The following is a 26,698-nucleotide window of genomic DNA, read 5'->3' on the forward strand; positions in this document are numbered from 1 at the left end:
ATCAAATCTTAAGTATAAAAAAGCCACTATTGATAGTGGCTTTTTTTATGCAATACGATTTTGATTTATTCTTAAAAAATTTGTCTGAACAGCATTATCTTGACAGCAGATTAATGACGGAAATGACGCATACCAGTGAATACCATGGCGATACCATGCTCATTAGCCGCAGCAATCGTTTCGTTATCACGCATAGAACCACCCGGCTGGATAATCGCCGAGATGCCGACTTCAGCAGCGTTATCAATGCCATCACGGAACGGGAAGAAGGCATCTGAAGCCATAACAGCGCCTTCTGTCGCCAAGCCAGCATGTTCAGCTTTGATAGCAGCGATACGTGCTGAGTTGACGCGGCTCATTTGACCGGCGCCAACACCAATAGTGCGCTGACCTTTGGCATAAACGATGGCGTTAGATTTGACGTATTTTGCGACGTTCCAGCTGAACAGTAAATCAGCAATCTGCGCTTCCGTTGGTTGCACATCCGTGACGATTTTTAGGTCATTGGCAGTAATCAAACCCAGATCCTGCTCTTGTACGAGCAGCCCGCCGTTAACGCGCTTATAGTCGAGCTGGCTTTCGCGCTGCTCAGGGGTTGGTAGCTCGCCGCATACCAAGACGCGCACATTTTTCTTAGCAGCAGTCGCCTCAAGCACCCCATCTTCGATACTAGGGGCAATAATCACTTCTACAAATTGATTGTCGATAATTGCTTTTGCTGCCGCAACGGTCAATGGGCGGTTAAAGGCAATAATACCACCAAAAGAAGACTCAGGATCGGTGCTAAAAGCGGTGTTATAAGCAGCGACTTGGTCGGTATCGACCGCGACACCGCAAGGGTTGGCATGCTTAACGATGACGCAAGCAGGGGCGCTGAACGCTTTTACGCACTCAAGTGCTGCATCAGTATCAGCGATGTTGTTATAAGACAGTGCCTTACCTTGTAATTGCTTCGCCGTGGCAATAGAGGCTTGCTGGCTTTTTAGTGGATTATTTTCTGTATAAAATGCCGCGTTTTGATGTGGGTTTTCACCGTAACGTAGATCTTGTGCTTTTTCTAGCTGCACATTAAAGGTACGTGAAAAATTCTCTGGCTCTTGAGTCTCATTGATTCGACTACCTAAGAAGTTGGCAATCATACCGTCGTATTGTGCAGTATGTTCAAAGGCTTTCACCGCTAAGTCGTAGCGTAGGGACGTGGTCAGTTTAGTGCCATCACCCAAGGCTTCAAGTACGCGCGTATAATCAGCAGGATCGGTTACGATACCAACGTGGGCGTGATTTTTCGCCGCAGAACGTACCATCGTAGGACCACCGATATCGATGTTTTCGATGGCATCGTTCATGGTGACATCCGCACGAGCAATCGTCTCGGCAAATGGATAAAGATTTACCACGACCAAATCAATACGCTCAATTTGATGATCGCTCATAACCGTATTGTCAGTGCCACGGCGTCCTAAGATGCCACCATGAATTTTAGGGTGTAGCGTCTTTACACGACCGTCCATCATTTCAGGAAAACCGGTATAATCTGACACTTCGGTCACCGCAACATTATGCTCTGTCAGCAGTCGATAAGTACCGCCAGTAGATAACAAAGCAAAGCCTGCTTTAATAAGGCCTTGAGCAAATTCGACGATATTGGATTTATCGGAGACCGACAGTAGGGCAAGTGGGGCTGTACTCATAAGAAATTTCCATAAAAAAAGCCTGACGTAAACGTCTGGCAAGGTGATAATGACAATCGCTGCCGACAGTATCACAGTGGATAAGGTCATAAACGATAAATTGCCATACATAATGAGGGTTAATGACGATCGGTAAGCTCATCTGGCCGAGGTTACATTAAGTTATAGGTTTTAAGTTTTTTGCGTAACGTACCACGATTGAGACCCAAGATTTGCGCGCATTTGGTCTGATTGCCGCGCGTTTGCTCAAGGACGACAGACAATAGCGGCTCTTCGATTTGTTTTAAGATAAGCTCATACAAATCGGTGGGTATCTCATCGCCTAACATCGCAAAATACTGACGCACCACTCGCTCTACGTTCACACGCAAAGGTTCAGGAGTATGCCCATTGTTCATAAGGCTATCTAGAGAAGGCTCTAAATCACGGATAGAATGCTGATAATCGTCTTTATTATAATCGGCAAGATGCTCAGAGCTTTGGGCAAAACGATTGGCATTATGCTGTGCATGAGTTGCCATAAGATAATGTCCTTGAGATTAAAAAGAGTCAAACCATAGGGGTTTAGACGGGTATTATAACAAATTAATATCGGTTAGCATTGACAGATTGGACGTTATCTCAGCGGCAATGCCATTCAATGAAGACTTTTCAATTCCAAACTATTTCGTTACTGCTATTTATTAAGGTCTCGCTTATTACTTCTATTTATTAAGGTCTGCTTCAATAAATAGGATTAATACGGACTTCACGGATTTGAGCATTGGCAACCGGTATCGTAAATAGCAGTTGTCTGCGACTGTCAGCCGCTATTTGGTTTTGGGTACTCAATAGATAATCATCTGGTGCTGCAATAAACTCTCCGAGTAGGGCATCTGTCCCGTAAACACTGACCTTAACATTAGGGTAAAGCTGGGCTTGTGGGCTTTGGTTGTTTAACGTTGCACTTACCTCACTAAAAGTCCCCGTTTTTTTAATTTGGCTAGGCTTGTGATTGAGCTCAGTGATCGTCAAGGCAGATAAGTCAGCGCTAGGAAGGCTGCAAGCCGCGATTGTGCAGATTGTCTGTAGGCGTTCTGCATGAGCGGGATTTTTTACCAAGGTTTCTAAATTAAAAATAACATACTGGGCAAAAAGTAGCAGCGCCAGTACCAAACAGCCTAGCGTCCACAGTAGAGAGGCAATTGAATGCCGCGCTGGTGTCGGCGCGAATTTCGCTTGCGCTTGCATTTTTTTGACCCGCTCTTCATGTGTTCGGTCTTCGTCTCTAAAGGGTACACCCATGCTAAGCAATAGCTGCGATAAATCCGTATCCTCTTGGATGCTATTGTCATTTTTATTTTGCTCTTTGAGCAGATCTTCGAGCCAAGCGTTGTCAGTCGTATCATCAATATTGGCATGGATGTTATTGGCCGCCGCTGAACTAAGTGCAACCTGAGCAGGTGAGGTAGACTGCGTTGCTGCCGACGCTGATTGCGCTGCTGACTTGGGCGTTTTATCAAGCTTATTACTGGCTATAGAATTAGTATGACTACTGTCGGTTGCATGGGTCAGCCAAGCGTCCATATTTTCTAACGAGTCATATTCCAAACTGCTTTCATCTGCTTCGTCGATATCCATGTCATCATAAATTAAACCATCATGAATTAAGCTGTCAGAAGATAAGACGGCTGAAGATTGCTTATTAGAAAGTTGTTTATGAATAGGCGGTTTGACATTACTTGTGTTATTTGGGTCGGTGGTGGTGCTATCTGCCATTTTTGGTGGCGTATCGGTGGTGACGATAAGGTGCTTATTGACCAAAAAACTCTGCTGACACTGATCACAGCAAACGGCGGTGTTTACTTTATTTAACTGGGTTTGTTGTAATTTAAAGCAAGCTTGGCAATGAGGGCACTGAGTTTTTATTGGCGTGGTCATAGGGTCGAATCCAAAAAAGTATGGTTATCAATACCGCGTAGCCACTCACCAATAGCTGCCTCTACTACTCAGGCTTCTACTTAGATACTCATCGTTAAATGCTTGATACATTTATGAGTGATAGACAAGGACAGAGTGGCGTCAAATACATAACATTTGACTGCCCCTCTATCGTAACAGATGTAATTAAATGTTGCTAGCCTGTAAATGTACCAGATAAACGCTGCCAATGTTGGTCCTCTTGCGCCGTAAAGGCGTGCTTCGGATCGAGCGCAAAATAAGGCTGATACGCAGCAGTCACTTCTTCAGTTTGTGACTCGATTAAGCCGGCTAACACGATACGACTTTTTGGTGCCATTAAGGTGACAAAGTAAGGTGCTAAGCCAATAAGGGGCTTCGCTAAAATGTTGGCGACCATCACTTCTACGGGTTTGACGTCGTTTTGTTTCCAGTAATCAGTAAAGTCTTCGGGTAAAAATGCTTGCAACCGATCATCGACATGATTGCGTACGGCATTTTGGTTGGTCGCCAGCACAGCTTGTGGATCGATATCAACGGCATAGACGTGACGTGCCCCTAACAATAATGCCGCAATACCTAAAATTCCTGAGCCACAACCATAATCAATCACCACTTTATCACTCAGATCTTGCTCTGTTAGCCAGTCGAGGCATAGGCGAGTGGTGGCATGATAACCAGTACCAAAGGCTAAGCCGGGGTCCATAATGATATTGGTCGCCTCAGGATTGGGCGGCGTTATCCAGTTAGGCACAATCCATAAGTTATTGGCGCATTCTATAGGATGATAATTGCTCATCCATTCACGTTCCCAATCTTTATCATCCACAGCACTTAGCCAAATACGACTGGCGTGTACCTGTGCGCCAATTTCGTGACTTAACTGTTCAACCGCATGACGGCTACCAGTGTCTGTGCTGGCATCGAACAATCCTGTCAGGATCACTTCATCCCATAAGGGTGACTCACCAGGCAATGGCTCAAACAAGGGTTGATCCCCTGCGTCATCTAAAGCGATTGATAGTGCACCTGCTTCTAGTAACAGCGCCTCAGCCAGATCGACGTTTGCTTTTTCACACTGTAAGTGCAGTTGTTGCCATGCCATAACGATAACCTTAATCTAAAATAAAAATGAGTGTTTTGGATAAATGATGCGTATGCACAATATAAAAAGTGAGTAGATAGCAAGTTATAGACTTAGTATTTACTCACTTCGGTATGTCTTGATACTAACGCAGTGCTTGCTTTGCTTCATTGATGACGCGTGAGTTACCCTGCGCTTGCCCTGATTGCAAAATAATTTGCCAGAGCGCGCGTCTGCGATTGGCATCTTGCGAGACGCTAAGACCACGGCGAGCCATGGCTTCTGCCTTGCGCGGTTGGTTCTTTTTGAGAGCGACTTGTGCCAGATAAAAATACACCGCTGAGGATTTGGGCGCGAGGCGCTGGGCGCGGGTAAAGCTGCTCTCAGCATTGGTCAGCTTGCCTGATTTTAACTGACCAATCCCTGTTTGCATAAGATTGCGAAATGCTGGCAGGTCACTGTTGTTAGTAGCCGCTTGTTGACTGCGTTGTTGCGAGTTTTGGCGCGCGCGCTCTAATAGGTCATTGTGCGACGGTATTGAAGGTTCAGAAATTATATAGTCATCACGGGACGGCGTAATGATTACGGCATCGGGCTGTGAAAACACAGGACTGGATGGGGAGTTAGGCGCTGTGTACACTGGAGTTTGTTGCGTTAATGGGTTTGTCGCTGAAGATGGGCCAGACGGCGCATCAGACTGGATAGGGTAGTCATTTTTTTCATCATTATCGTCGCCTTCTTCATAGCCCCTGTGATCAATAATCGGCGCTTGAGTCGCAGGTTTTACGTTGGTAACCGATGAAGGCGCTGCTGTCTCTTGACGTTGTGTTGCTGGCATCGTTTGAGCAGGTGTTGTTCTCGTCGCAGTAATGGGCGCCGTTTGACAGGCACTCAAGCTCATTATGCCAACGAGCGCACCAGCAGCAAGGACCGTATTTGCTAGGGTATTCTTTTTAGCCGTGCTAATAATGTCCTGCTTAACAGATACGCTTTGCTGTATAGATGACACCATGTTAAGCCCCTTTTTAAGTTTTTAAAAACAATGTTAGAACCATTCAACCGCACGGTCGTACCAAGTATCGGCACCGCCCTGCGCATCATTATCATCTTGGCTCTCGGTCTCAACCGCTTCGCCATTTGGAATGTCTAAGCCTTCGCGGCGGCGTTGCTGATTGATAGCGCCTTGCTCACTCTGTTCTTGAGCGCGATCTTGTTGATACAATCCGATGGCACAACTACTGGCTTCTTCGGGCAAATGTGCTGACATTACTGGCAAATAGCGCGCATCAGTACAGCGCTCATTTGATAGCTTACCAGAATTGTTTTCAAGCCATAACCACTCAATACCTTCCGGCTCAGGTAGTGATACTGGCGTCAATTTTAAGCGACTCATATAGTCGACCCAAACTGGTAATGCACCTGTGCCACCGCTCAGACCGATTGGCTTATTATCATCACGACCGACCCAAACCACGCTGACATAGTTACCACTATAACCAGCAAACCAAGCGTCGCGATAGTCATTTGTGGTCCCTGTTTTACCAGCGAGATTCAGGTTGCTACCAAGCGACTGTGCTCGTTTAGCCGTTCCGCTGGCGACCACTTGCTGTAGCGCGTAATTGGTCAAAAAGTTGGTCTCAGGCGGGATACTACGCTGTGTATTGAGTCCAGTGCGCTGCAAGATACGACCGCGATCATCAATGACGCTACGAATACTATGAATGGGCGTGCGAAAGCCACCAGTAGCAAACACTTGATAGACGCCAAGCATATCCATTGGGCTAAGATTGACCGATCCTAATAATGCAGAAGGATAAGGCGATATTTTCTCTTTAATACCCATACGCTGTAGCTGCTTGGCAAAAGTATCGATCCCAAATTCCATGCCTAAGCGTACCGCTGCTTGGTTATAAGACTGAGACAGTGCAGTGGTAAAGGGGACATAACCATGATCACGCTTGTCATAGTTTTGTGGATTCCACTTCGTACCGTCATTTAGGTTGACGGTAACTGGTGAATCATCGACCGAACTTGCCAAATTATAGCGACCGCTTTCGAGCGCTGTCATATAAATGATCGGTTTTAATAAAGAGCCCACTTGACGCTTGGCATCGACGGCGCGGTTAAAGCCCGTAAATTCACTGCCGCTACCGACCACAGAGACCAGCTCACCAGTCTCTGGATTGGCACTGACCAAGGCACCTTGTAAATCTTTGGTTTTGCTGCTGCTACGACGGAGCTCGCCCAGTTTTTTATCGACTGCTTTATCGGCGGCTAATTGGGCAATAGGGTCGAGCGTACTAATAATCGTCAGACCTTCATTTTTTAAGTCATCAGAATAATAGACGGTATTCAATTCACGCTTGACGATATCGAGAAAGTCAGGAAATTGGCTTTTGCCTTCGACAGGCTTGTCAGCGATACCCAGTGATCTCTCTATGGCTTTATCATAGTCTGCTTGACTGAGCGTGCCCATCGCTAGCATGTTGCTAAGAACGACATTACGACGTGCTTTTGAATCGTTTGGATGGCGACGTGGATTATAGACACTCGGGCCTTTTGCCATACCAACGAGCAAGGCTTGCTGGTCTAAGCGCAGCTCGTTCAGCGGTTGATTAAAATAGAACTGCGCTGCCAAACCAAAGCCATTAATAGAGCGGTTGCCGTTTTGTCCTAGGTAAATCTCGTTCAGATACGTTTGTAGAATTTCATCTTTACTATAATGGAGCTCAAGTAACACAGCCATTAAGGCTTCATTGGCTTTGCGTTTTAGGGTGCGATCTGAATTCAGATAAAAGTTTTTAATCAGCTGCTGGGTGATGGTCGAACCACCTTGTCTAGAGCCGCCAGAGAAATTATTAATGACTGCACGGGCGATACCGCGTATCGATACGCCTTTATGCTCATAAAAGCCGCGATCTTCCGTGGCTATTAATGCATCAATCAATGGCTGTGGCACCTCATCTAAAGAGACGACCATACGATCTTCATTGCTGTCTGGGTAAATGCCGCCAATACTAACCGGCTCAAGGCGAATAATGCCGCTCTTAGTCGGTAAAGTGCTTTGAATCGACTCAATCTTATTACCAGCAATCGTCATTTTGATGACTTGCTCAGTGTCTATATCGTTGGAGCTATAAGTAAAACCGCGCGTATGGATATAATAGGTATTGCCAGACTTACGATAGGTACCGGTGCGATCATAGGCTTTGTTGCTTTGATAATTAAGCAGCTCGAGCCACGTCTTAATCGTGCTGTTATCGACGCTGGCACCTTGGTAAAGCTCAAGTGGCTGCGAGTATACCTTGGCAGGAATATCCCAGCGCTTACCTTCGAACTTGTGGGTAATGGTGCGATCAAGCTTGATCAAATACAGCGCCAATAGCACCATGCCAGCGATAATGACAATTAATAAAATACTACTAAAGACCAAGCCGCGCTGCTGTGAGGGTAGCGTGCTGATAGCAGACGTAGATGATGAAGGAAGCTTGGAGATTGGTCGCTTAGAATTAGATTTTTGCACGGATGATGCACCATTTAGGGATAAAAAACTGCCTCATAATGACGCAAATTGACAAATTTTTCAATCTATCATCATCAACTCAGGCATTCAGTGGGATGACTCTATGAGGGGTTATGCTGTTCACAGCACCGGCTTATAGTATAATCGATCTATTGACAGTGATGTTTATACAAAAACACAGCGCGCTTTTAATTTGCTTTATCAGTGCCATATAAGATAACAATTTACGATTATTCTAACGATGTTTTTTGTATGAATTAGCGGTTGATTCTCTATCTGTGCTAGCCGTGTCGAGCTTATTTAAAATAGCTGTTTTAAATAACATTAGGCATATTTGATGATAGCAAGTTTTCTCAAAGTGAATTGGGTTCGAGCAAACCTGTCTAAAGGAAGTAAGCGCGATTATGTCTAGTGCCCCCTCACCAATACCAACCTCCAGCCATTATTATGAAGACAACTCTATCACCGAAGGGTTGGTCCTGCCTCTTGTTGGTCATTGTTTTCACTGTGGCGACCCAGTACCGCAGCCGCCGTTTTATGCCGATATATTGGGTAAATCCCGTGAGATGTGCTGCATGGGTTGTCAGTTGGCATCGCAAAGTATCGTCGAGGCAGGGCTTGAGCAATATTATCTTGATCGTTCGGAAATCAACCGTACGGCAAGTTTGCCTACCCAGCTGACGCGCCTCGAAGCCTATGATCATGATGAGATAAAGTCACAGTTCGTTTATGCTCAAGATGGTCTGTCGGTGGCGGAATTGTCCGTTAATAACTTACGCTGTGCTGCCTGTACGTGGCTTATCGAATCGCGTCTTTATGAGATTGATGGTATCAATAAGTGTCAGGTCAATTTGACCAATCAGCGTATGCGCGTCATTTGGGACGAGAGTAAGCTGCCTATCAGCCGTATTCTAGCTATTATCAATGAAATAGGCTACGAAGCTAAGCCTTACCGTCAAGATACCCATGAGGCAATGCTGGCTAAGCACAATAACAAGATGCTGCTACGCCTAGGAATCGCTGCACTTGGTGCGATGCAAGCAATGATGTATGCGGTCGCACTATATTTTGGTGAATATAGCGGGATGTTGATATTGCAGCGCGACTTTTTGCGTTGGGTGTCGTTATTCGTCAGTATTCCCGTGTTCTTTTATGCGGGCATACCGTTCTTTACGTCTGCATGGTCGGCAGTTCGCGCGCGCCAAGTCAATATGGATGTACCGGTCAGTATCGCCTTGATTGTTACATTTTTCGCCAGTTTGTACGCCACCATTACTGGAAACGGTCAGACCTATTATGATTCGGTCAGCATGTTTATTTTCTTCTTATTGGCAGGGCGTTATATCGAGCATAATGCCCGTCTAAAAGCGGCGACGATGGCCAATGACTTAGTAGTGGTGGAGCCAGTTTTAGTACAAAAAATTGCTGAAAACAAAGGAGACGCTGCGCTCATTTTGCAGCAGTTACAACAAAATGCCTTTGATAAAGTAGATACGAGTGCTATTAATCAGGCAGTTCATGAGACAGGTGCTGATAGTGCAATAAGTGCCGCAGTCAGCGCTCCAACGAAGTATACACCCAATTTTATGCAGAGTATGGATGCCAATGTTCATCAAATAACCAATCGTATAGCTCAAGACTGGCAACAAACCAGCCGTCAACCAGACCTATTAAAGCCAGCGTATGGCGCAGAACAAAAACAAATGGTGACCGCCCAAAGCTTACAAGTGGGTGACATCATCATGATTGAGGCTGGCTCTGAGATTATCAGTGATGGTATTTTGCTTAGCTCAACCGCAACAGTCTCACAGAGTTTGCTAACGGGTGAAGGTGATTTAATTATCAAAACCCAAGGCGACTATATTGTCGGCGGCGCACAAAACGACAGTCAGCCGTTTGAGATGCTGGTCACGGCACTGCCAGAAGACAGTCAGATTGGATTAATTGATCGGCTGATGAATCGTGCCATGAGTGAAAAGCCCAAACTGGCACAGCAAGCGGACAAGCTGGCTCGTTGGTTTGTGGCGCGGATTTTAGTATTGTCAGCATTGGTATTTATCGGCTGGTATTTTGTCGATCCAAGCCAAGCTATTTGGGCAACGGTTGCAGTCTTAGTGGCGACTTGTCCTTGCGCGCTGTCACTAGCCACACCGATTGCTTTGACTGTCTCTACCAATCGATTGGCCAGCTATGGCTTTTTGACCACGCGTGGTCATACGCTGCAAACCTTAGCAGAGATTACGCATGTGGCTTTTGATAAAACAGGGACATTGACTTATGGCAAGCCAAACTTACTGAACATTGAGCTAATAAAATCGTTCAGCCAAGATGAAAACGATGACTCAAGCGCGTTGCCTTTGCAAAAAGACCGTTTCTTAGCCATTGCTGCGGCCTTAGAAGTAGGCAGTCGTCACCCGATTGCTCATGCGCTACTGACCGCCGCTTATCAATTACATCTGCCGCCCACTCAAGCCTTGCTGCATTATCCAGCAGGCGGGGTAGAAGCCATGATTGATGGCGTTCTATATCGTATTGGTCATGTAGACTTTGCTTTGGATAAAGGTGCTACTGGTGCAAAGGCAGACAATGATTTAACGATCGATTTACTGAGCCAGCGTGCCAGCTCAGCGGTTGTGTTGTCTTGTCAAACAAGCTCCTCAAGTGGATGGCAAGCGCTGGCGTGTTTTTACTTTAGCGATAAAGTGCGTGATAACGCCCGCTCAATGCTGGATACGCTCAAAAACTTAGGTATTGAGTCTGTGATGCTGACGGGCGACCCCAGTCCGCAGGCGCTGGTCATGGCGGAGACTTTGGGCATGCAGGCGGCATATAATGGTCTGTCACCAACAGATAAGGTCAATCATATCCAGCAGCTGCAAGCACAAGGGTCAGTCGTGCTGATGGTTGGTGACGGTATTAATGATGCGCCCGTGTTGGCAGCAGCAGATGTGTCGACTTCGATTGCTGGCGCGGCAGATTTGGCGCAGGTGTCAAGCGATAGTATCATCCTTAATGGACAGATTGAAGCCATCACGGCCGCCAAGCGTATCGCGGATAAAACGGAACGCATTATCAAACAAAACTTCCGCTGGGCACTGGCTTATAACAGTATCGTATTATTACCTGCCGCGTTTGGTTATGTCCCACCTTGGCTTGCCGCCATTGGGATGTCGCTGAGCTCATTATTTGTGGTATTAAATGCACTGCGTCTAAAACGTGCTTAGTTTCTTATACGTGGTATTTATCTGCATATAATACCTACTTTGGTTCAAATATAAAAAAACCGCCTTTAGCAAAAGACGGTTTTTATTTTAGGTATCATTATTATTAGCCAGTTATAGATTAGTCTTGTAGGTAGCTAAGCAGACGCATAAATTCGATATACATCCATACTAGCGTCGCAAGAATACCGATACTAAATAACCATTCGTAGTCTTCAGAAATACCAGCTGCTACGCCGCGATCAATGTTATCAAAATCAAGTAATAGCGTAAAAGAAGCGATAACAATCACAAATAAACTAAAGCCAATAGCGATAACGCCACCTTCAAATAAGAAAGGTAAGCTCGAACCGAACGCTAAAGAAAGTACCCATTGCGCAACATAAACGAGCATGATGGCAATAAGCGCTGAGGTGACGATAGAGCGGAATTTCTGCGTCACCTTAACGAGACCAGAGCGATATAGCCCTAGCATAACCGCTGCCGTCACAAAGGTTGCGCACATCGCCGTGACTGGTACGCTTGGGTACATTCTCATAAAGAATAGCGAGATGCCGCCTAAGAAGATACCTTCTAAGAGCGCATAAGGGACCGCGAAAGTTTTGGCTTTTTGTGGCTTAAAAGTGATAAAGATCGCGAGGCCAAAAGCGGCAAACATACTACCAAAGGCCGCCATGGTAATAAAACCTTGCGATAGACCTGCCATCAGCGCATAAAAGAAAAAGCCGACACCAGTGATAGCAGATAAACCAAGCAACAAGCTGGTCTTTTGGATGACACCTTTGACGGTCATCGGCTGACCGCCGATCGCAAGCTCTGCGCGACTGACAATAGGATTGGCCATACATATGTCCTTAATTAAAAATGATATAAATTACTGCTACTTTAGCAAAAGCTTGGTTATTGTCAACTGTGTTTGCGTGACGGCTGTCAAGGATTGACGCAGCCATCATCTGACTTATTATTTGGACTAGCTAGGGATGCTCAGTAGCGCGGTAAGCAGGCCATAAATGGGCGTGCAATGGTTGTTATATGGGGTTGATTACGACAGTTAACAACGATAATTGATAAAACATGCTAGTTTAAGCGCTCATTTATCGCTATCATTGCCCTGTATTTTACCGTTATTCCGAGTCGTTTTATGGAAAACTCCGCGCAGTCCGAAAGATTGCCACACTTACATGCATCAGAGCTGTTCCACGCCATCAAAAATCCAGCGTTTCGGCGTATTGGATTAATGGGGCGCGCAGGCAAGCGCAGCGTCACCCAAAGTCTGGTGCAGATTGCCCAAACTATCAATGAGATGAATCTCACCCTGATAATGGACATGCAAACTGCCCATCTACCAACCTTGGATCTTACTGAGATCGAAAAAGTCAAAATCGTTAAGCGTAGCTTGATAGGTGAGATTTGTGATTTGGTTATCGTCGTCGGTGGTGATGGCTCTATATTGCATGCTGCTGAAGCACTGGCTCGATATCGCGTGCCAGTCTTGGGTGTCAACCGTGGTCGCCTTGGTTTTTTAGCTGATGTCAAACCTGATGAAGCTGCTTTTAAATTGCGTCAAGTATTGATGGGCGATTATCAGTTGGATCATCGGTTTCTCTTGACGATGGAAATACGAGAAGGGCGAAATATTATCCATGAAGATATGGCGCTCAATGATATCGTATTGCATGCTGGTAAGTCAGTACATATGATTGATTTTCAGATGAAAATTGATGGTCACGATGTCTATAGACAGCACAGCGATGGCTTGATTGTGGCGACGCCTACTGGTTCCACAGCCTATGCACTATCTGGTGGTGGCCCTATTATTCATCCGAGTATGGATGCAATATGTCTGGTGCCCATGCATCCGCATACCTTGTCCAGTCGTCCGATTGTAGTCAGTGGCAATAGCGAAGTTTGTATTCGCATCCATGAGGACAATCGCACGCAGCCGATGGTTAGTGCAGATGGCAAGCCCAGCATACCGCTCGACCAAGAGCAGCGGCTTTATATTCGTAAGCACCCTGATAAGCTAACGCTGCTACATCCTCCAGGATTTGATTTTTATGAGGCGTGCCGTACCAAACTACACTGGAACGTCCATGCCGAAGAATTCAGTCTTGATATCGATGATGATATTATGGATGATGAATAAAAGCAGTTGTCGTATAAAAAATAGTCGTGGAGAGTGAGATGGATAAGCAAACAATATTAGCAACGCTAACACCAGACGTGGTCGATAAATTCCGTATGGCCATTGAGCTTGGCAAATGGCCAGATGGCCGTAAATTAACCCCTGAGCAGCGCGACACTTGTATGCAAGCGGTAATGGTTTGGGAGCATGAGCATCTACCTGCGGCCGAGCGTACCGGTTATATTCATAAACCTGTAAAGGACGATGGCTCAATCGTCGGTGCTGAATGTGATGTCGAGCACGAACATCATTATCCCAATATGCCCAATCCTAAGGGCGCTATCCAGCCAGTTAAGTTTCGTGATAAATAAGCTTTGTGATAAATAAGCAAGAGTATCGCTAATCACAGCAGTAGTCGCTCAATAAAAAAGCCACGCTATATTATATAGCGTGGCTTTTTTTTGTGCTTAAAAATGATTAAAGCGCAGTCGTATCAACACTTGGACGGACCGTCAATGGATTCTTTTGCATCAAAAACCCTTGCCAACCCCAATGCAAAAAATTGCGGATATTGGCATGATCAGTGCCTTTAGGCGTCTCTAGCACTTTGGTATAATGTTCACCAAATAGTTTTAGCGTGTCTAATTGATTGAGACCATGGTGTTTGGCAAAACCAAAAATTTTCGCACTGCCTTCGTTTTCGCCAGCGGCATTGTGCTGCATGCCATTAACGAAAGGGGCGGGCGCATAACGATAAAAATCATCAATAAAACTGATGACATCATTGAATCCAATGGCTTTTTTATTCAAACCATTAAGTAGAGCCGATACATCTGATTGGCGAATACTCATAAATAAATGACCTCAGAGCAGATTAAAAAGCAAAGTACGGTGCTTGGTGTGTGCTCAATGATTATTAGTGGTTAGGTGTTAAGACTCAGCTTAGCGATTAAAATAGTCTTCATCATCAAAGGAAGGCGCAAAACTGCCTTGCTCAAGATGCTGCATTTGTGATTGTACCGAACGCTCATGCTGTATGCGTTGGTAAATCTCTTCGCGGTGTACGGCAATGTCTTTTGGCGCATTAACACCGATACGCACTTGATTGCCTTTAACGCCTAGGACAGTCACACTGACCTCGTCACCAATCATTAACGTTTCGCCCACGCGGCGTGTCAAAATTAACATGCGTCACACTCCTTATGTCGCATCAACAGATTATTACTCATCAGATTACTTCTCAATTACAGGACATTACCGCCGCACTAAACACACCTTGTATTTAGCTTACAAGCTACTATGTCTAACGTTAGGCGAATAGCGGTAATGATAGGTAGATTCATTTAGCCCAAATGAAAGCCCCATTATAGGGGGCATAACAGATACTGTCACGGGTTTTCACAAAACTATTAGGTATATACCAATCAGAACAATAATAAAAATAAAAATAGGATCTAAAAAGACCCTATTTGGATAAACACATTATTGAAAGTAATTGATGCCGATGTAATCGATAACTGTTAATGCTATGTCTATATTTTTAATGGTTTTAATATAAATTATAGCCCAGCGATTTTGCTGTCGCCATCTTCACGATCAAGACCAAATGCCGTGTGCAGTGATTTAACTGCTTTTTCTAGATACTGCTCTTGGATAAGCACAGATACTTTGATTTCACTGGTCGATATCATTTGAATATTGATGTTGTTTTCTGCGAGGGTTTGGAACATGAGGCTAGCAACCCCAGCATGCGAGCGCATACCAACACCAACCAAAGAAACTTTGACGACTTCGCTGTTACCCAAGATTTCTTTGGCACCAATCTCGTCTTTGACTTCATCGTTTAACACTTTCATGGTTTTGTCCATGTCAGTACGATTCACCGTAAAGGTAAAGTCAGTGGTGCCATTGGTTGATAGGTTTTGCACGATCATGTCAATTTCGATATTGGCGCGACCAATAGGGCTCAAGATAGCAGAGGCGATGCCAGGGTGATCGGGCACACCGCGCACGACTATTTTTGCTTCGTCTCGATTAAAAGCGATACCTGAGATGATTGCCTGTTCCATATTGTCTCCTTCGTCTATCGTAATTAGGGTGCCGACATTGTTCTTAAAGTCGTCGTCAAAGCTACCATCGGTATTTTCATCAAAGCTAGAGAGGACGCGTAGCGGTACGCCATATTTACCCGCAAATTCTACTGAGCGAATTTGTAAGATTTTTGAGCCTAGGCTCGCCATCTCCAGCATTTCTTCAAAAGTAATTTTTTCAAGCTTTTTGGCTTTTGAGGTGACGCGTGGATCAGTGGTATAGACACCATCGACGTCGGTATAGATTTGGCATTCATCTGCGCCCAAGGCTGCGGCAATCGCAACACCTGTCGTATCAGAGCCGCCGCGACCTAACGTCGTTGCATTACCATCCTCATCGATACCTTGAAAACCAGCCACAATCACGATATTACCAGCATCCAATTGCTCACGAATGTTTTTATCATCGATGCTTTCGATACGGGCTTTATTATGTGAGCTATCAGTTTTAATAGCGACCTGACGACCGGTGAATGAACGAGCACCAATACCAAGATCTTTGATGGCCATTGCAAGTAACGAGATAGAGACCTGCTCACCCGTTGAGACCATTTGATCGTATTCGCGAGGATCAGGCTGGGTGCTAATTTGGCGTGCCAGATCAATCAAACGGTTGGTTTCGCCGCTCATGGCAGAGACAACGACCACCACTTGATGACCATTATCATGCCAGCGCTTAACTCGTTTGGCGACGTTTTTGATGCGGTCGATACTGCCCATCGAGGTGCCGCCGTATTTCTGTACTATTAACGCCATAAAAATCTACCTATTATTCATTAATGGCCTTTTATTATCATCGATAAGCAGCAATGTATCTGTCAATCAATGCTTGCGTAGATAAAGCCGTATTATAAGAGTTGCGCCCTATGCCTTTTGTTTATCCATTGGTGCCTGCGTTAAACTGAATGAGCGATATGAATGGAATTAAGGATATGCCCAAACGTCGACCTTTATACCATACTCGGCTTGTAAGGTTAAGTGTCAGTACGGATTAGATATATGGCGATTGGTTATAAAGCGTATAACCAATCGTATCATTCCTGCTGCTCGCCCATACTAATGACGTTTAACGCACTGAATGGCAGTCAGCTAAATGGCTTATTCACCAAGCTGGGTAGTTATCCAAGCGGGTAGCGCGTCAATGACTGCTTTACTGTTGCCAGACTTCGGTGCGCCGCCTTGGGCGTAATCGGGCTTGCCGCCGCCTTTACCGCCAAGCTCACTTGCCAAATGACGAATGATATCACCGGCTTTTACTTTAGCAGTGACAGACTTTGCGACACTTGCGGCTAAGGCTAGCTGATCGTCTTTATCACCAACCAATACAATCACGCTATCAGGCAGTTTGGATTTGATATCATCCATCAGCGTACGGATTGATTTGCCATCCACACCGCCTAAGGTGCTGATAAGAACTGGCGTACCGGCGATAGTCTGCACATCATCAAGCAAGTTAGCGGCTTGCGCACTGGCCATTTTCTGTTCTAAACGCTCTAACTGCTTCTCTAGGTCGCGCTGCTTATCCGCCATAGTACGGACACGCTGTGCCACTTCAGGGCGTTTTACTTTTAGCTGACTGGCAAGCTCGCTGAGTTGTTGCTCACTTTGCTGAATGTTTTTTATGGCATTCATACCTGTGACGGCTTCAATACGGCGGATACCTGCGGCAATACCTGATTCGCTAGTAATTTTAAAGACACCAATGTCGCCCGTACGCTGCACGTGAAGACCACCACACAGCTCAATAGAGAAGGGCTGACGCTGACCATCGACAATGCTGTCGGTGCCCATAGTAAGCACGCGAACGTCATTGCCATACTTCTCACCAAACAGTGCCATGGCACCTTGCTTCATCGCTTCATCGATAGACATATGCTCGATACGGGCTGGGGTATTGGCTTGGATTTGCTCATTAACGAGACGTTCTACACGTGTAATCTCGGCAGCAGTGACGGGCTTATCATAGGAGAAGTCAAAACGTAGCACGTCGCTTGAGACCAGCGAGCCTTTTTGTGTGACTTCATCACCCAATACCTCTCTTAATGCGGCATGCAATAAGTGAGTGGCCGAATGGTTTTTGGCACTAGCAGCACGGATACTAGATAAAACTTGGGCGTCAGCTGTTTGCTTAGTGCTGATATCACCCATGGTCACGACGCCATGATGAATAATGGCTTGCCCGGATTTTTTGGTATCTTGCACTTCAAAAACACCAGATGCGCTACGAATTTCACCCAACTCACCGACTTGACCACCACCTTCAGCATAAAACGGCGTACGGTCAAGGACGATAACGCCTTCCATACCTTCGCTTAAGCTATCGACAGGATTGCCATCTTGATAAAGGGCATTAACAGTCACGCCATTTTCTTCAAGTTGCTCATAGCCGATGAATGTCGTTGGGTTGTCTACTTGAATGACACTGCTATAATCAACATCGAATTTGCCAGCATCACGGGCGCGTTCACGTTGTGCTTGCATGTGCTCATCAAACTCCGCTTCGTCGATTACAATACCGCGTTCACGAGTGATATCGGCGGTCAAATCAAGCGGAAAGCCATAAGTATCATAAAGTTTAAAGGCGGCTTCGCCAGAGAGGGTATCGCCGTCTTGTAAGCCTTCAAGTTCGCTGGCAAGCAAGCGTAAACCCTGTGCCAATGTCTTGGCAAACTGCGCTTCTTCTTTTTGAATGGCGTTTTCGATGACGCTTTGTTTGTCTTTTAGCTCTGGATAGGCAGTGCCCATTTCAGCGACCAGTGGCGCGACCATCTTATAAAAGAAATCACTATCAGCGCCCAACTTATTACCATGACGTACGGCACGGCGAATGACGCGGCGCAGCACATAGCCACGACCCTCATTACTTGGCGTGACACCATCAGCAATCAAAAATGAAACAGCGCGAATATGATCAGCGATGACTTTTAGCGACGACTGCTGCTGATTTTCAATGTCTAAAATCTCAGCAGCGGCATCCATCAAGTGCACAAATAAATCGATTTCGTAGTTGCCATGCACACCTTGCATGATAGCGCTGATACGCTCAAGCCCCATGCCAGTATCGACACTAGGAGCAGGTAGTGGCAACATGGTGCCGTCTTTTTGACGGTTAAACTGCATAAAGACACAGTTCCAAATCTCGATATAGCGGTCGCCATCTTCTTCGGGTGTACCCGGCAAACCGCCTTCAATGTCTGCGCCATGGTCATAAAACACTTCGGTACAAGGGCCACAAGGGCCAGTATCGCCCATCGTCCAAAAGTTATCTGATGCGTAAGGCGCGCCTTTATTATCACCAATACGGATAATACGCTCGCTAGGAATACCGATGTCTTTATGCCAAATATCAAAGGCTTCGTCGTCAGTCTCATAAATGGTCACATATAGACGATCTTTATCGATAGCCAACCATTCATCGGATGTCAAAAATTCCCAAATGTACTCGATACCCGCTTGCTTAAAATAATCGCCAAAGGAGAAGTTGCCCAGCATCTCAAAGAAGGTGTGATGACGCGCCGTATAGCCAACATTGTCCAAATCATTATGCTTGCCGCCCGCTCTTACGCATTTTTGCGAGGTTACTGCACGGGTATAATCACGCGGCTCCATGCCCAAAAACGTTTCTTTAAACTGATTCATACCGGCATTGGTAAATAGCAATGTCGGGTCATTGTGCGGAATTAGGCTAGATGAAGAAACAGGGGTATGCTGCTTGCTTATAAAAAAATCGATAAAAGCTTGACGAATATCGGCTGAGCGAAATGGCTGGCTCACAGCGGCTCCTTACTGACGGATAGAATTGAATAGATAAAGTAAAATAATTTTGCAAGCGATTTTAGCACAAACGCCCAAGCTCTTGGTACAAGAGTTACAACTGCTAGGTTATTCTGCGTCTCTAAATAGTCGATGGTTTTGGTAGCGCATAAAAGCTAATTGGTCAAAATCGCCGCATCGGTCTTGTCGAGTTTGTCTTGTATCAATGGATTGGACTCAATGACTTGTACTGGCAAGTAGCGCAGCTGTAGCTTAATGGGTAAATACTCAGGGAAATTCTCTGCCATATCTTGGGTAATGACAGTTTCGATTTGTCGTACATCGTATGAGGTAGGCGTCGTCTCTCCGCGAATGACCGCACGTACGACTTTATTTTCTTTCGAGGTATCAAACTGAGTATTGGTCAGTACGTTACCCTTATCAATAAAGTAGCTGTTGATGGCTTCTTTGACGCTGCTTTCAAAGACTTGCTGCTTGGCGTTGGTTTGTAGATTAATAGTTAAATAAGTGCCCAACCCTGCTAACAACAATAGGGTCACTGCATTACGTTGCAAAAAAGTCAGGTAGGTGTTTGATTTGTAGTCGTCCTTGACCAAACGACGAAAGCCTAAAAGCCATAATACAAGCGCATTGGTAAATTGGATGGCAATAATGTTGGTAACAGCTAACAGTAAGGCGCCAAAGCCTAGCTGAATCTCGCCATTGGCAAATAAAATACCACTGGCAGCCAGTGGCGGCACCAAAGCGGTTGCTACTGCTACGCCGACCACTGCCACTGATAGGTGCGGTGATACCATCGCATAAGCACCAGCAGTACCACCTGCTAAGGCAATCATCAAATCCATCGAGGTCGGCTGAGTGCGCGATAGTATCTCTGTCGTTAATGGCTGATCTTTGTGCAGCCAACCGACGACGAAGCCGACCAGTACGACCAATGATACGCCGACGATAACCGTAATCAGTGATTTACGTAGCAATGGCATACGATGATCAATAATCGCTAATGCTATGCCAGTAATGGGACCTAACATCATGGCAACCAACATGGCGCCAATGACCACGGCAGCTGAATTGGTTACCAACCCATAACTGGCGATGATGGCAGAAAGTATATTCATAATAAAATACATTTTGCTAGGCAGAGCGTTGGCCTCGATTCTGACTCGTACTTCTGGATAGTCTACCTTTTGGTTGCTGAATTGCTCAGCAACAAACTGCTTATAAGACTCCAGTTTGGCTTCTTTTTGTTCTTTGACTTCGTCCTCTTTCTCTTCCTCTTTGTCGTTATTCTCTGCCTCGTCGTTAGGCATTTTTTCTAGTGCATCATCTTTGCTTGACTCATTTTTAGATTCATTTTCAGTAGCAGTCAACGCTTTGGCATTGGGCTGCGTTTTTCCTTTGGAGGCTGGCGTGACTAGTGTTTCAGGTTCTACTGTATTTTCTGCACTTGTACCTTGTATGGACATACTTTCGTCTGTTTTGGGATCCGTCGCATCCGCCGTGGATTCATGGTCAATTGTTTTGCTAGCGTCGGTTAGCACCCTAGAATCGTCAGTAGCTTCTGCTTCAACGGTGGCTTCATCAACTAGGGTTTCCTGACTATCTTCAGTACCTTGCTTTTCTACATCATCAGCATTTGACGCGCCAACTTCTGTTTTTTCCATGTCGGCAGATGCTTGGGTTTCTGGCTCCGATGTTTCAACACTCGCCACTACCACATCGGGTCCAAGCGACTCCATCTTTACTTTAGCTTCAGGATGTTGAGCACCTAGATCATTTTCCTCAATGCCGTCTTGCTCAATGTCATTTTGCTCAATGTCGCTTTCAGTATTGCTTGGATTTTCATTGTTTAAGGTTTCATTATCCAAGGTTTTATGAGTCTGGATTTTATCATTTGGACACGACATTTCATCGACATTAGCTTCATCAGTTGCATTATTATTAGCAATAGACTCTGACACCTGCTGAGCATCAATCTGGTCTAAGGCATCTTTTGTCGTTGCTGACTCAACAGCTGACTGTTTATTAGATAAGGTCATAGTGAAAAACTTTCTTAGCGAATGACAGAAAGTCGCTATTGTAATGATAAATGTAGAAAACCGTAGGAGTTTTTTGCGACTAGGCAGGCGAGAAGTAAGCGGATGGGAAATCAACTAATACTGATAAAAGCATCATACTTTACGATTTTTTACGATAAATAATATTGCAGATAATTCCCTTATTATAACAAGGCTTTTATGCTGAGTCACCCGTTATAACTGGCTTAAAGGTTTGGATTAAATACTTACTTTCCTTGTGGATTTAGTGTATAAAGGGAGTATACCCACAACAAAAATGAGGAATAAATTATGAACTGGCCATTATTTTCTGTCATCTACTCCATAGCAGCAACCGTCACCATTGGCGTATTCATGATTGGCGCCTTGGTTACAGGGTTTAATCAGATTCCACATATCCAAATGGCAGTAGCCGCAGGTATCTTGATCTCTATTCCTGCAGGATTGTACTTTACCAAAAAAGTAGGCAGCATCACTGGTAATGAGGAAGGCTATAAAGTATAAGTCATAGGGCAGTGGGCAATTTTTACTTTACGGGTTATATTTTAAATTGATGCTCTAAGCGAGTGCTTTACATCGTTATTTTATACCGTTACTTTACATTGGCACGTTAAATACGGAAAGCTTACTTTGTAGAGTAAGCGTGGATGTATCATAAGAAAAGCGCCAATAAGACGCTGCTTTAGGAAGCTGTTTTGCTGCTCTCTGATAGTAAGTATCTAAAAATTGAGTGAAACTCAGTCATAAAAAAAGACCCTCTTAACAGGGTCTTTTTTTCATTGAGCATTTTGTTAAACTAAACTATTTTAGGACAACGGTTGCGCCATTCTCAATGTTGGCATACACCTCTAGTACATCCCAGTTAGTCAAACGTACACAACCTGCTGATGCTTGACGGCTGATACCTTCAGGTTTTGGCGAGCCATGCAAACCATAAGACGGTTTAGACAAGCCCATCCATACAACACCGACAGGGTTGTTCGGTCCTGGTGGCAGCATATGAACCTTTTTCTGAGCACCGTCACCGACAGTCGCTTTATACCAAGGCATTTTTACCTTGTTGATAATTTTGAAAGTACCCTGTGGAGACGGTGTGGCATCGCTACCAATAGTCGTTGGGTAGGTGGCGACCAATTTGTCATCATTGTAGGCGTACAATGTTTTGTCTGCTTTATTGGCGACAACGCGGTTGATGCGCTGATTCAGCGGTCCACGGGTGTTAAGGACTGTAATGGTTTCGCCAGCTTGGTAAGCTTTATTTTTATTTAGCTTATCTAAGTAGCGTACGTCCATGTGGAAGCGTTCGCCCAGCATCTCTTTGATATCTTGATAATACAAACCTTTCATTTTCGACTTCGCTTCTGAGCCAGCAGGGGTAGGCGCGAAGTTGGTTTTGAGATCATCTTCAGTCAGTGTGTAAGTCACTAACACGGGCTTATTGGCAGGAATGTTTTTGATTAAGGCATTCCATGTTTTTTGATCCATTTTGCCGGTTGCTGGCAAACCTTTCATGGTTTGAAAGTTGATCAAGGCTTTTTTACTGTTCATACCCCAGCCGCCATCGATAGGACCCGGTGAAGCATGGTTCCAATCGAGTAATGCCTGCATTTTAATAGTCATCGCTGAGTTGACCTTCATGCTTGGTGACCAGACGGCATCATTGACTTGTTTGGCATAGTTGGACAAGTTTAGCGTGGTGTATCTTTTACCATCTTTGTCTTCGATGTTTTTGATGGTAGGGTCATCGCTAAAATCTTGACGCTTTTCGCTTTCAGGTAACTCAAAAGACAAAGGGTCAGAGGAGTCAATAGATGAGACATCGCTAGGGGCGGCAACGGCTTGACCTTCACTAATATCATCAGTGCTGTCAGATTGCTCATCTTTACGAGTCAGCTCTTCTGCGCTCATATTATCAGCAGTGCTCGATTGAGCGGCTGCCATCGGCTTTTGGCCTTGCTTTGAATCAATCAATTGCGTCATGCGGTCAGCTGGCTTAGCAGTAGTGGCGGGAGCGCGACCATCGACTGAGCGGCTACGATTCTCTTGCACATCAAGGCTCACTTTCTTAGCGAGGCTAGGCATGGAGTCGGATGTGCGTACTGGCAATGAGCGAGTATTATCAGCGGTGGCGGCAAGCGCACTCACGCTGGCACTAACGACTACGATAGATATGGCGGTAATAAGAGGCTTTATTTTCATCATATTTAAGTTACTTGTGGTTGCTACTAATGCGGCTATTATGCGCATAATTGAGACGCTTCGCAAACTTTTGACACATATTTTTATACCTATATAGTACTAAACGTCAACTGCTGACGTATTCACTACAGTTGGGCAATAATTTAGCCATGGTGTGTATGGATTTTTGCTAGATTCTAGGGCGTGTTTTCAATCCAAGCGCTTGTGTTTAAATGGGCTAAAAATGGCTAAACTTTGCCAAACGTCGTCAAACAGCTGATTAATATCTCGATATTATTTGTGCTATTTTCCTCGTTTGACGGCAATTTATCTCATTTTTATGACCATTTTTAACATGAGAACATGGCCTAACTCAATACACTCAGTGTTTTTCTGTTTTTAGTAAACTAAAAAACACAGTGATTGGCGCAACCTAGTGTTTGCGTCTATAATGTAGGGCTAGATTATTATTTAATAAGTCGGCTTTTTATAGAGAGCGATTTAACCCATCCGCATGTAGTCAGTGAACATGTAATCAGCAAGGTGCGATATGTCAGAAGACCAAACAATGAGCGCAGAAGAGTTTCAAAACCAATACTTCAATGAGACTGAGCCTAAGGGCTTGGACGGTGAGATGGAGTACGATTTGAAGACAGGCCTTCTCGGTGAGCACGATGAATTTGCCAACTTGCATGCAGAGCTCGAAGAAGCGCGCGAGCAACTGGTTAGTATTCGTGATTTTATACGTTTTTCGGTCACTCAACTTCGTAACTATGATGTGGTCGTGGCTCAAGGCACGACAGATGAGTTTGCTGAAGCATCAGCGATTGTATTGCACTCGTTGTCGTTAGATTGGTCCGCGAATGAGCAGATTCTAGACTGCCGGCTGACCACGTCAGAGAAGCAATTGGTATTGAGCCTGTTAGAAGAGCGTATCGCTGAGCGTAAGCCTTTAAGCTACTTGATCAATTTATCCTACTTCTGTGATTTGCCTTTTTATGTTGATGAGCGCGTGCTCATTCCGCGCTCGCCTGTAGCAGAATTAATACGTCAACAGTTCCATCCGTATTTTGATGTCAATGAGCTGGCGAAGCCACTGGGTATGACGGTCAATGATAAGGCTACTGCCTTCTATGATCATGGTTTGGATGTCAAGCAGCTATCACAGCCTGAGCGTGTTTTAGACTTATGCACCGGCTCTGGCTGTATTGCTATTGCCTTGGCGACGCGCTTCGTCGATGCCTTGGTCGATGCTGTAGATATTGATAAAGGCGCGCTTGAAGTGGCGATGGTCAATGTCGATCATCATGATCTTGGCCATCAAGTGAATGTGATTGAGTCGGATCTGTTTGCCAAGATTCCTGCTGAAAATCAATACGAGCTGATCGTTACCAATCCGCCGTATGTCGATGCTGCTATCATGGCAGACTTGCCACCAGAGTTTTTATACGAGCCTGAGCATGCGCTAGCAGCTGGTCAAGATGGACTGGACTTGGTACACCGCATTCTTTTTGAAGCGCCAGACTATCTCAGTCCAGAAGGCTTACTGGTCTGTGAAGTGGGTGATAGTGAGTGGGCGTTAAAGCAAGCCTATCCTGAGATTCAGTTTGACTGGTTAAAGTTCGCTCATGGTGGTCATGGGGTGTTTGCGATTACTTATGATGAGCTAATGGCACATCGTCAGCTGTTCGCTCCTTTTGTGCAGATGTTAGACAGTCATAAATAAGTATAAATTAGCAGTCAAAAATTACAAACGATTGATCAAATAAGCATAAGTTACGTTTACTTGTTTAAGGATAAATATGGCAGGCAATAGTATCGGGCAAGTTTTTACGGTCACCACCTGCGGTGAGTCGCATGGTGCCGGTCTCATGGCAATCGTTGATGGCGTGCCACCGGGTTTAGCATTATCCGCAGAAGATTTGCAGATTGATTTGGATCGCCGAAAGCCGGGCACGTCTAAGTACTCGACCCAGCGCCGCGAGTCTGACGAAGTTGAGATCATCTCTGGTGTATTTGAAGGCAAAACCACAGGTACTTCTATTGGTCTGCTGATTCGTAATACCAATCAAAAATCCAAAGACTATAGCGAAATCAAAGACACCTTCCGTCCCGGTCATGCCGATTATACTTATAGTATGAAGTATGGTTTTCGTGATTATCGCGGTGGCGGTCGCTCTTCGGCGCGTGAGACTGCAATGCGCGTGGCGGCGGGCGCTATCGCTAAGAAGTATCTGCAAGATCGCTTGGGCGTACAAATTCATGGCCATGTGACGCAGATTGGTAATGAATATAGTCAGGTCACCAACCCCGAGCAAATCGATTGGGACTTTGTCAATAGCAACCCGTTCTTTTGTGCGGATGCTGATGCCGTCAGTCGTTTTGAAACCTTGATAGATAGCTTGCGCCGAGAAGGCACCAGCTGCGGCGCCCGTCTAGAGATTATTGCTAGCGGTGTTCCAGTCGGTTTAGGTGAGCCAGTATTTGATCGCCTCGATGCGGACATTGCTCATGCAATGATGAGTATTAATGCTGTCAAAGGCGTTGAGGTTGGTGATGGTATGGCGGTCGCAGGGCAGTTTGGTCATCGCTCTCGTGATGAGCTGACGCCGGACGGCTTTACTGCCAATCATGCTGGTGGTATTTTGGGCGGTATCTCATCGGGTCAAAATATTCGGGTCAGTATCGCGCTCAAGCCAACCTCTAGTATTACTACCGCTGGCAAGAGCATCAATACAGAGGGTGAAGCAATTGAGATGCTAACCAAAGGTCGCCACGACCCTTGCGTGGGTGTCCGTGCCACGCCGATTGCAGAAGCCATGTTAGCCATTGTCTTGCTAGATCACTATCTGCGCCATCGCGGTCAAAATGCGGATGTAAAGCCACCAGTAGAATCGATTACTTAGTGGTTTGATTTCGCTAATTATTCAAGAAAAGTCTTTTCCCTGTTGATGGATTTCATTGATAAGGTAAAAGACTTTTCTATTTTAGAACTTATAAGCTATTTAGTGATCTAA

At 45.3% G+C, this 26,698-nt stretch carries 18 protein-coding genes and 1 pseudogene; 6 read left to right on the plus strand and 13 right to left on the minus strand.

The window, feature by feature from the left end:
* Positions 1 to 110 precede the first annotated feature (110 nt).
* From purH to mrcB, 6 genes are all read right to left on the minus strand, one after another.
* Complete coding sequence (gene purH, locus AAEY79_RS09040) at positions 111 to 1,691, minus strand: bifunctional phosphoribosylaminoimidazolecarboxamide formyltransferase/IMP cyclohydrolase (protein ID WP_025653026.1); 1,581 nt, start codon at positions 1,689 to 1,691, stop codon at positions 111 to 113.
* Positions 1,692 to 1,843: 152 nt separating this feature from the next.
* Positions 1,844 to 2,089, minus strand: a complete 246-nt coding sequence (locus AAEY79_RS09045; RefSeq protein ID WP_037026284.1) for a helix-turn-helix domain-containing protein — start codon at positions 2,087 to 2,089, stop codon at positions 1,844 to 1,846.
* A gap of 325 nt (positions 2,090 to 2,414) precedes the next feature.
* Entirely contained in the window at positions 2,415 to 3,611 is a 1,197-nt protein-coding gene (locus AAEY79_RS09050) for a DUF3426 domain-containing protein (RefSeq protein ID WP_201565690.1), read from the minus strand.
* 196 nt (positions 3,612 to 3,807) lie between these two features.
* Positions 3,808 to 4,734, minus strand: a complete 927-nt coding sequence (gene prmA, locus AAEY79_RS09055; protein WP_201565689.1) for a 50S ribosomal protein L11 methyltransferase — start codon at positions 4,732 to 4,734, stop codon at positions 3,808 to 3,810.
* Between the two features lie 124 nt (positions 4,735 to 4,858).
* Positions 4,859 to 5,725 (minus strand): tetratricopeptide repeat protein, encoded by an 867-nt coding sequence (locus AAEY79_RS09060; protein WP_201565688.1) that lies wholly within the window; start codon positions 5,723 to 5,725, stop codon positions 4,859 to 4,861.
* A 33-nt stretch (positions 5,726 to 5,758) separates the two neighbouring features.
* Positions 5,759 to 8,236 (minus strand): penicillin-binding protein 1B, encoded by a 2,478-nt coding sequence (gene mrcB / locus AAEY79_RS09065; protein WP_201565687.1) that lies wholly within the window; start codon positions 8,234 to 8,236, stop codon positions 5,759 to 5,761.
* 404 nt (positions 8,237 to 8,640) lie between these two features.
* Here mrcB and AAEY79_RS09070 point away from each other — a divergent pair, with 404 nt between their 5' ends.
* Positions 8,641 to 11,460 carry a heavy metal translocating P-type ATPase gene (locus tag AAEY79_RS09070; protein WP_201565686.1) on the plus strand — a complete coding sequence of 940 codons (2,820 nt, stop codon included), beginning with the start codon at positions 8,641 to 8,643 and terminating at the stop codon, positions 11,458 to 11,460.
* A 118-nt stretch (positions 11,461 to 11,578) separates the two neighbouring features.
* Here the strand turns inward: AAEY79_RS09070 and AAEY79_RS09075 are convergent, their stop codons facing one another.
* Positions 11,579 to 12,301: a Bax inhibitor-1/YccA family protein gene (locus AAEY79_RS09075; RefSeq protein WP_201565685.1), complete on the minus strand. Its 723-nt coding sequence runs from the start codon at positions 12,299 to 12,301 to the stop codon at positions 11,579 to 11,581.
* Between the two features lie 297 nt (positions 12,302 to 12,598).
* Between AAEY79_RS09075 and AAEY79_RS09080 the strand changes: the two genes are divergently transcribed.
* Both AAEY79_RS09080 and AAEY79_RS09085 read left to right on the plus strand, forming a co-directional pair.
* Positions 12,599 to 13,603 (plus strand): NAD(+) kinase, encoded by a 1,005-nt coding sequence (locus AAEY79_RS09080; RefSeq protein ID WP_173238908.1) that lies wholly within the window; start codon positions 12,599 to 12,601, stop codon positions 13,601 to 13,603.
* 38 nt (positions 13,604 to 13,641) lie between these two features.
* The gene (locus AAEY79_RS09085) at positions 13,642 to 13,953 is read left to right on the plus strand and encodes a YeaC family protein (protein WP_025653035.1); all 312 of its coding nucleotides are present in this window, start codon (positions 13,642 to 13,644) and stop codon (positions 13,951 to 13,953) included.
* A gap of 106 nt (positions 13,954 to 14,059) precedes the next feature.
* On the opposite strand, the gene AAEY79_RS09090 is transcribed toward AAEY79_RS09085, so the two are convergent.
* The 5 genes and pseudogenes from AAEY79_RS09090 to AAEY79_RS09110 all read right to left on the minus strand — a co-directional run bounded on the left by AAEY79_RS09090 (position 14,060) and on the right by AAEY79_RS09110 (position 21,485).
* Positions 14,060 to 14,434, minus strand: a complete 375-nt coding sequence (locus tag AAEY79_RS09090; protein ID WP_037026278.1) for a HopJ type III effector protein — start codon at positions 14,432 to 14,434, stop codon at positions 14,060 to 14,062.
* A 168-nt stretch (positions 14,435 to 14,602) separates the two neighbouring features.
* Positions 14,603 to 14,770 (minus strand): annotated as a pseudogene (gene csrA / locus AAEY79_RS09095) (carbon storage regulator CsrA); the annotation flags it as partial.
* 371 nt (positions 14,771 to 15,141) lie between these two features.
* Complete coding sequence (locus AAEY79_RS09100) at positions 15,142 to 16,428, minus strand: aspartate kinase (protein ID WP_025653037.1); 1,287 nt, start codon at positions 16,426 to 16,428, stop codon at positions 15,142 to 15,144.
* A 342-nt stretch (positions 16,429 to 16,770) separates the two neighbouring features.
* The gene (gene alaS / locus AAEY79_RS09105; RefSeq protein WP_025653038.1) at positions 16,771 to 19,446 is read right to left on the minus strand and encodes an alanine--tRNA ligase; all 2,676 of its coding nucleotides are present in this window, start codon (positions 19,444 to 19,446) and stop codon (positions 16,771 to 16,773) included.
* 155 nt (positions 19,447 to 19,601) lie between these two features.
* On the minus strand, positions 19,602 to 21,485 hold the full coding sequence (locus AAEY79_RS09110; protein ID WP_173238906.1) for a DUF389 domain-containing protein: 1,884 nt from the start codon (positions 21,483 to 21,485) through the stop codon (positions 19,602 to 19,604).
* Positions 21,486 to 21,794: 309 nt separating this feature from the next.
* Between AAEY79_RS09110 and AAEY79_RS09115 the strand changes: the two genes are divergently transcribed.
* Positions 21,795 to 22,007 (plus strand): hypothetical protein, encoded by a 213-nt coding sequence (locus tag AAEY79_RS09115; protein ID WP_025653040.1) that lies wholly within the window; start codon positions 21,795 to 21,797, stop codon positions 22,005 to 22,007.
* Positions 22,008 to 22,304: 297 nt separating this feature from the next.
* On the opposite strand, the gene AAEY79_RS09120 is transcribed toward AAEY79_RS09115, so the two are convergent.
* Positions 22,305 to 23,705 carry a L,D-transpeptidase family protein gene (locus AAEY79_RS09120; RefSeq protein WP_037026291.1) on the minus strand — a complete coding sequence of 467 codons (1,401 nt, stop codon included), beginning with the start codon at positions 23,703 to 23,705 and terminating at the stop codon, positions 22,305 to 22,307.
* 526 nt (positions 23,706 to 24,231) lie between these two features.
* Here AAEY79_RS09120 and prmB point away from each other — a divergent pair.
* Together prmB and aroC are read left to right on the plus strand one after the other, a co-directional pair.
* Positions 24,232 to 25,407 (plus strand): 50S ribosomal protein L3 N(5)-glutamine methyltransferase, encoded by a 1,176-nt coding sequence (gene prmB / locus AAEY79_RS09125; RefSeq protein ID WP_025653041.1) that lies wholly within the window; start codon positions 24,232 to 24,234, stop codon positions 25,405 to 25,407.
* A gap of 76 nt (positions 25,408 to 25,483) precedes the next feature.
* Complete coding sequence (gene aroC, locus AAEY79_RS09130) at positions 25,484 to 26,587, plus strand: chorismate synthase (protein ID WP_025653042.1); 1,104 nt, start codon at positions 25,484 to 25,486, stop codon at positions 26,585 to 26,587.
* The last annotated feature ends 111 nt before the right edge of the window (positions 26,588 to 26,698 follow it).

The sequence above is a fragment of the Psychrobacter sp. GW64-MNA-CIBAN-0177 genome (assembly GCF_040309585.1).
Classification (GTDB): domain Bacteria; phylum Pseudomonadota; class Gammaproteobacteria; order Pseudomonadales; family Moraxellaceae; genus Psychrobacter; species Psychrobacter okhotskensis.

What these genes read in the sequence shown, in the direction of transcription:
- AAEY79_RS09060 (WP_201565688.1), bottom strand. Translation starts at nt 5,725, where the DNA reads ATGGTGTCATCTATACAGCAAAGCGTATCTGTTAAGCAGGACATTATT.
- AAEY79_RS09120 (WP_037026291.1), bottom strand. Translation starts at nt 23,705, where the DNA reads ATGATGAAAATAAAGCCTCTTATTACCGCCATATCTATCGTAGTCGTT.
- AAEY79_RS09115 (WP_025653040.1), top strand. Translation starts at nt 21,795, where the DNA reads ATGAACTGGCCATTATTTTCTGTCATCTACTCCATAGCAGCAACCGTC.
- AAEY79_RS09075 (WP_201565685.1), bottom strand. Translation starts at nt 12,301, where the DNA reads ATGGCCAATCCTATTGTCAGTCGCGCAGAGCTTGCGATCGGCGGTCAG.
- AAEY79_RS09090 (WP_037026278.1), bottom strand. Translation starts at nt 14,434, where the DNA reads ATGAGTATTCGCCAATCAGATGTATCGGCTCTACTTAATGGTTTGAAT.
- AAEY79_RS09100 (WP_025653037.1), bottom strand. Translation starts at nt 16,428, where the DNA reads ATGGCGTTAATAGTACAGAAATACGGCGGCACCTCGATGGGCAGTATC.
- AAEY79_RS09050 (WP_201565690.1), bottom strand. Translation starts at nt 3,611, where the DNA reads ATGACCACGCCAATAAAAACTCAGTGCCCTCATTGCCAAGCTTGCTTT.
- AAEY79_RS09110 (WP_173238906.1), bottom strand. Translation starts at nt 21,485, where the DNA reads ATGACCTTATCTAATAAACAGTCAGCTGTTGAGTCAGCAACGACAAAA.
- prmB (WP_025653041.1), top strand. Translation starts at nt 24,232, where the DNA reads ATGTCAGAAGACCAAACAATGAGCGCAGAAGAGTTTCAAAACCAATAC.
- purH (WP_025653026.1), bottom strand. Translation starts at nt 1,691, where the DNA reads ATGAGTACAGCCCCACTTGCCCTACTGTCGGTCTCCGATAAATCCAAT.
- prmA (WP_201565689.1), bottom strand. Translation starts at nt 4,734, where the DNA reads ATGGCATGGCAACAACTGCACTTACAGTGTGAAAAAGCAAACGTCGAT.
- aroC (WP_025653042.1), top strand. Translation starts at nt 25,484, where the DNA reads ATGGCAGGCAATAGTATCGGGCAAGTTTTTACGGTCACCACCTGCGGT.
- AAEY79_RS09085 (WP_025653035.1), top strand. Translation starts at nt 13,642, where the DNA reads ATGGATAAGCAAACAATATTAGCAACGCTAACACCAGACGTGGTCGAT.
- AAEY79_RS09045 (WP_037026284.1), bottom strand. Translation starts at nt 2,089, where the DNA reads ATGAACAATGGGCATACTCCTGAACCTTTGCGTGTGAACGTAGAGCGA.
- AAEY79_RS09070 (WP_201565686.1), top strand. Translation starts at nt 8,641, where the DNA reads ATGTCTAGTGCCCCCTCACCAATACCAACCTCCAGCCATTATTATGAA.
- AAEY79_RS09080 (WP_173238908.1), top strand. Translation starts at nt 12,599, where the DNA reads ATGGAAAACTCCGCGCAGTCCGAAAGATTGCCACACTTACATGCATCA.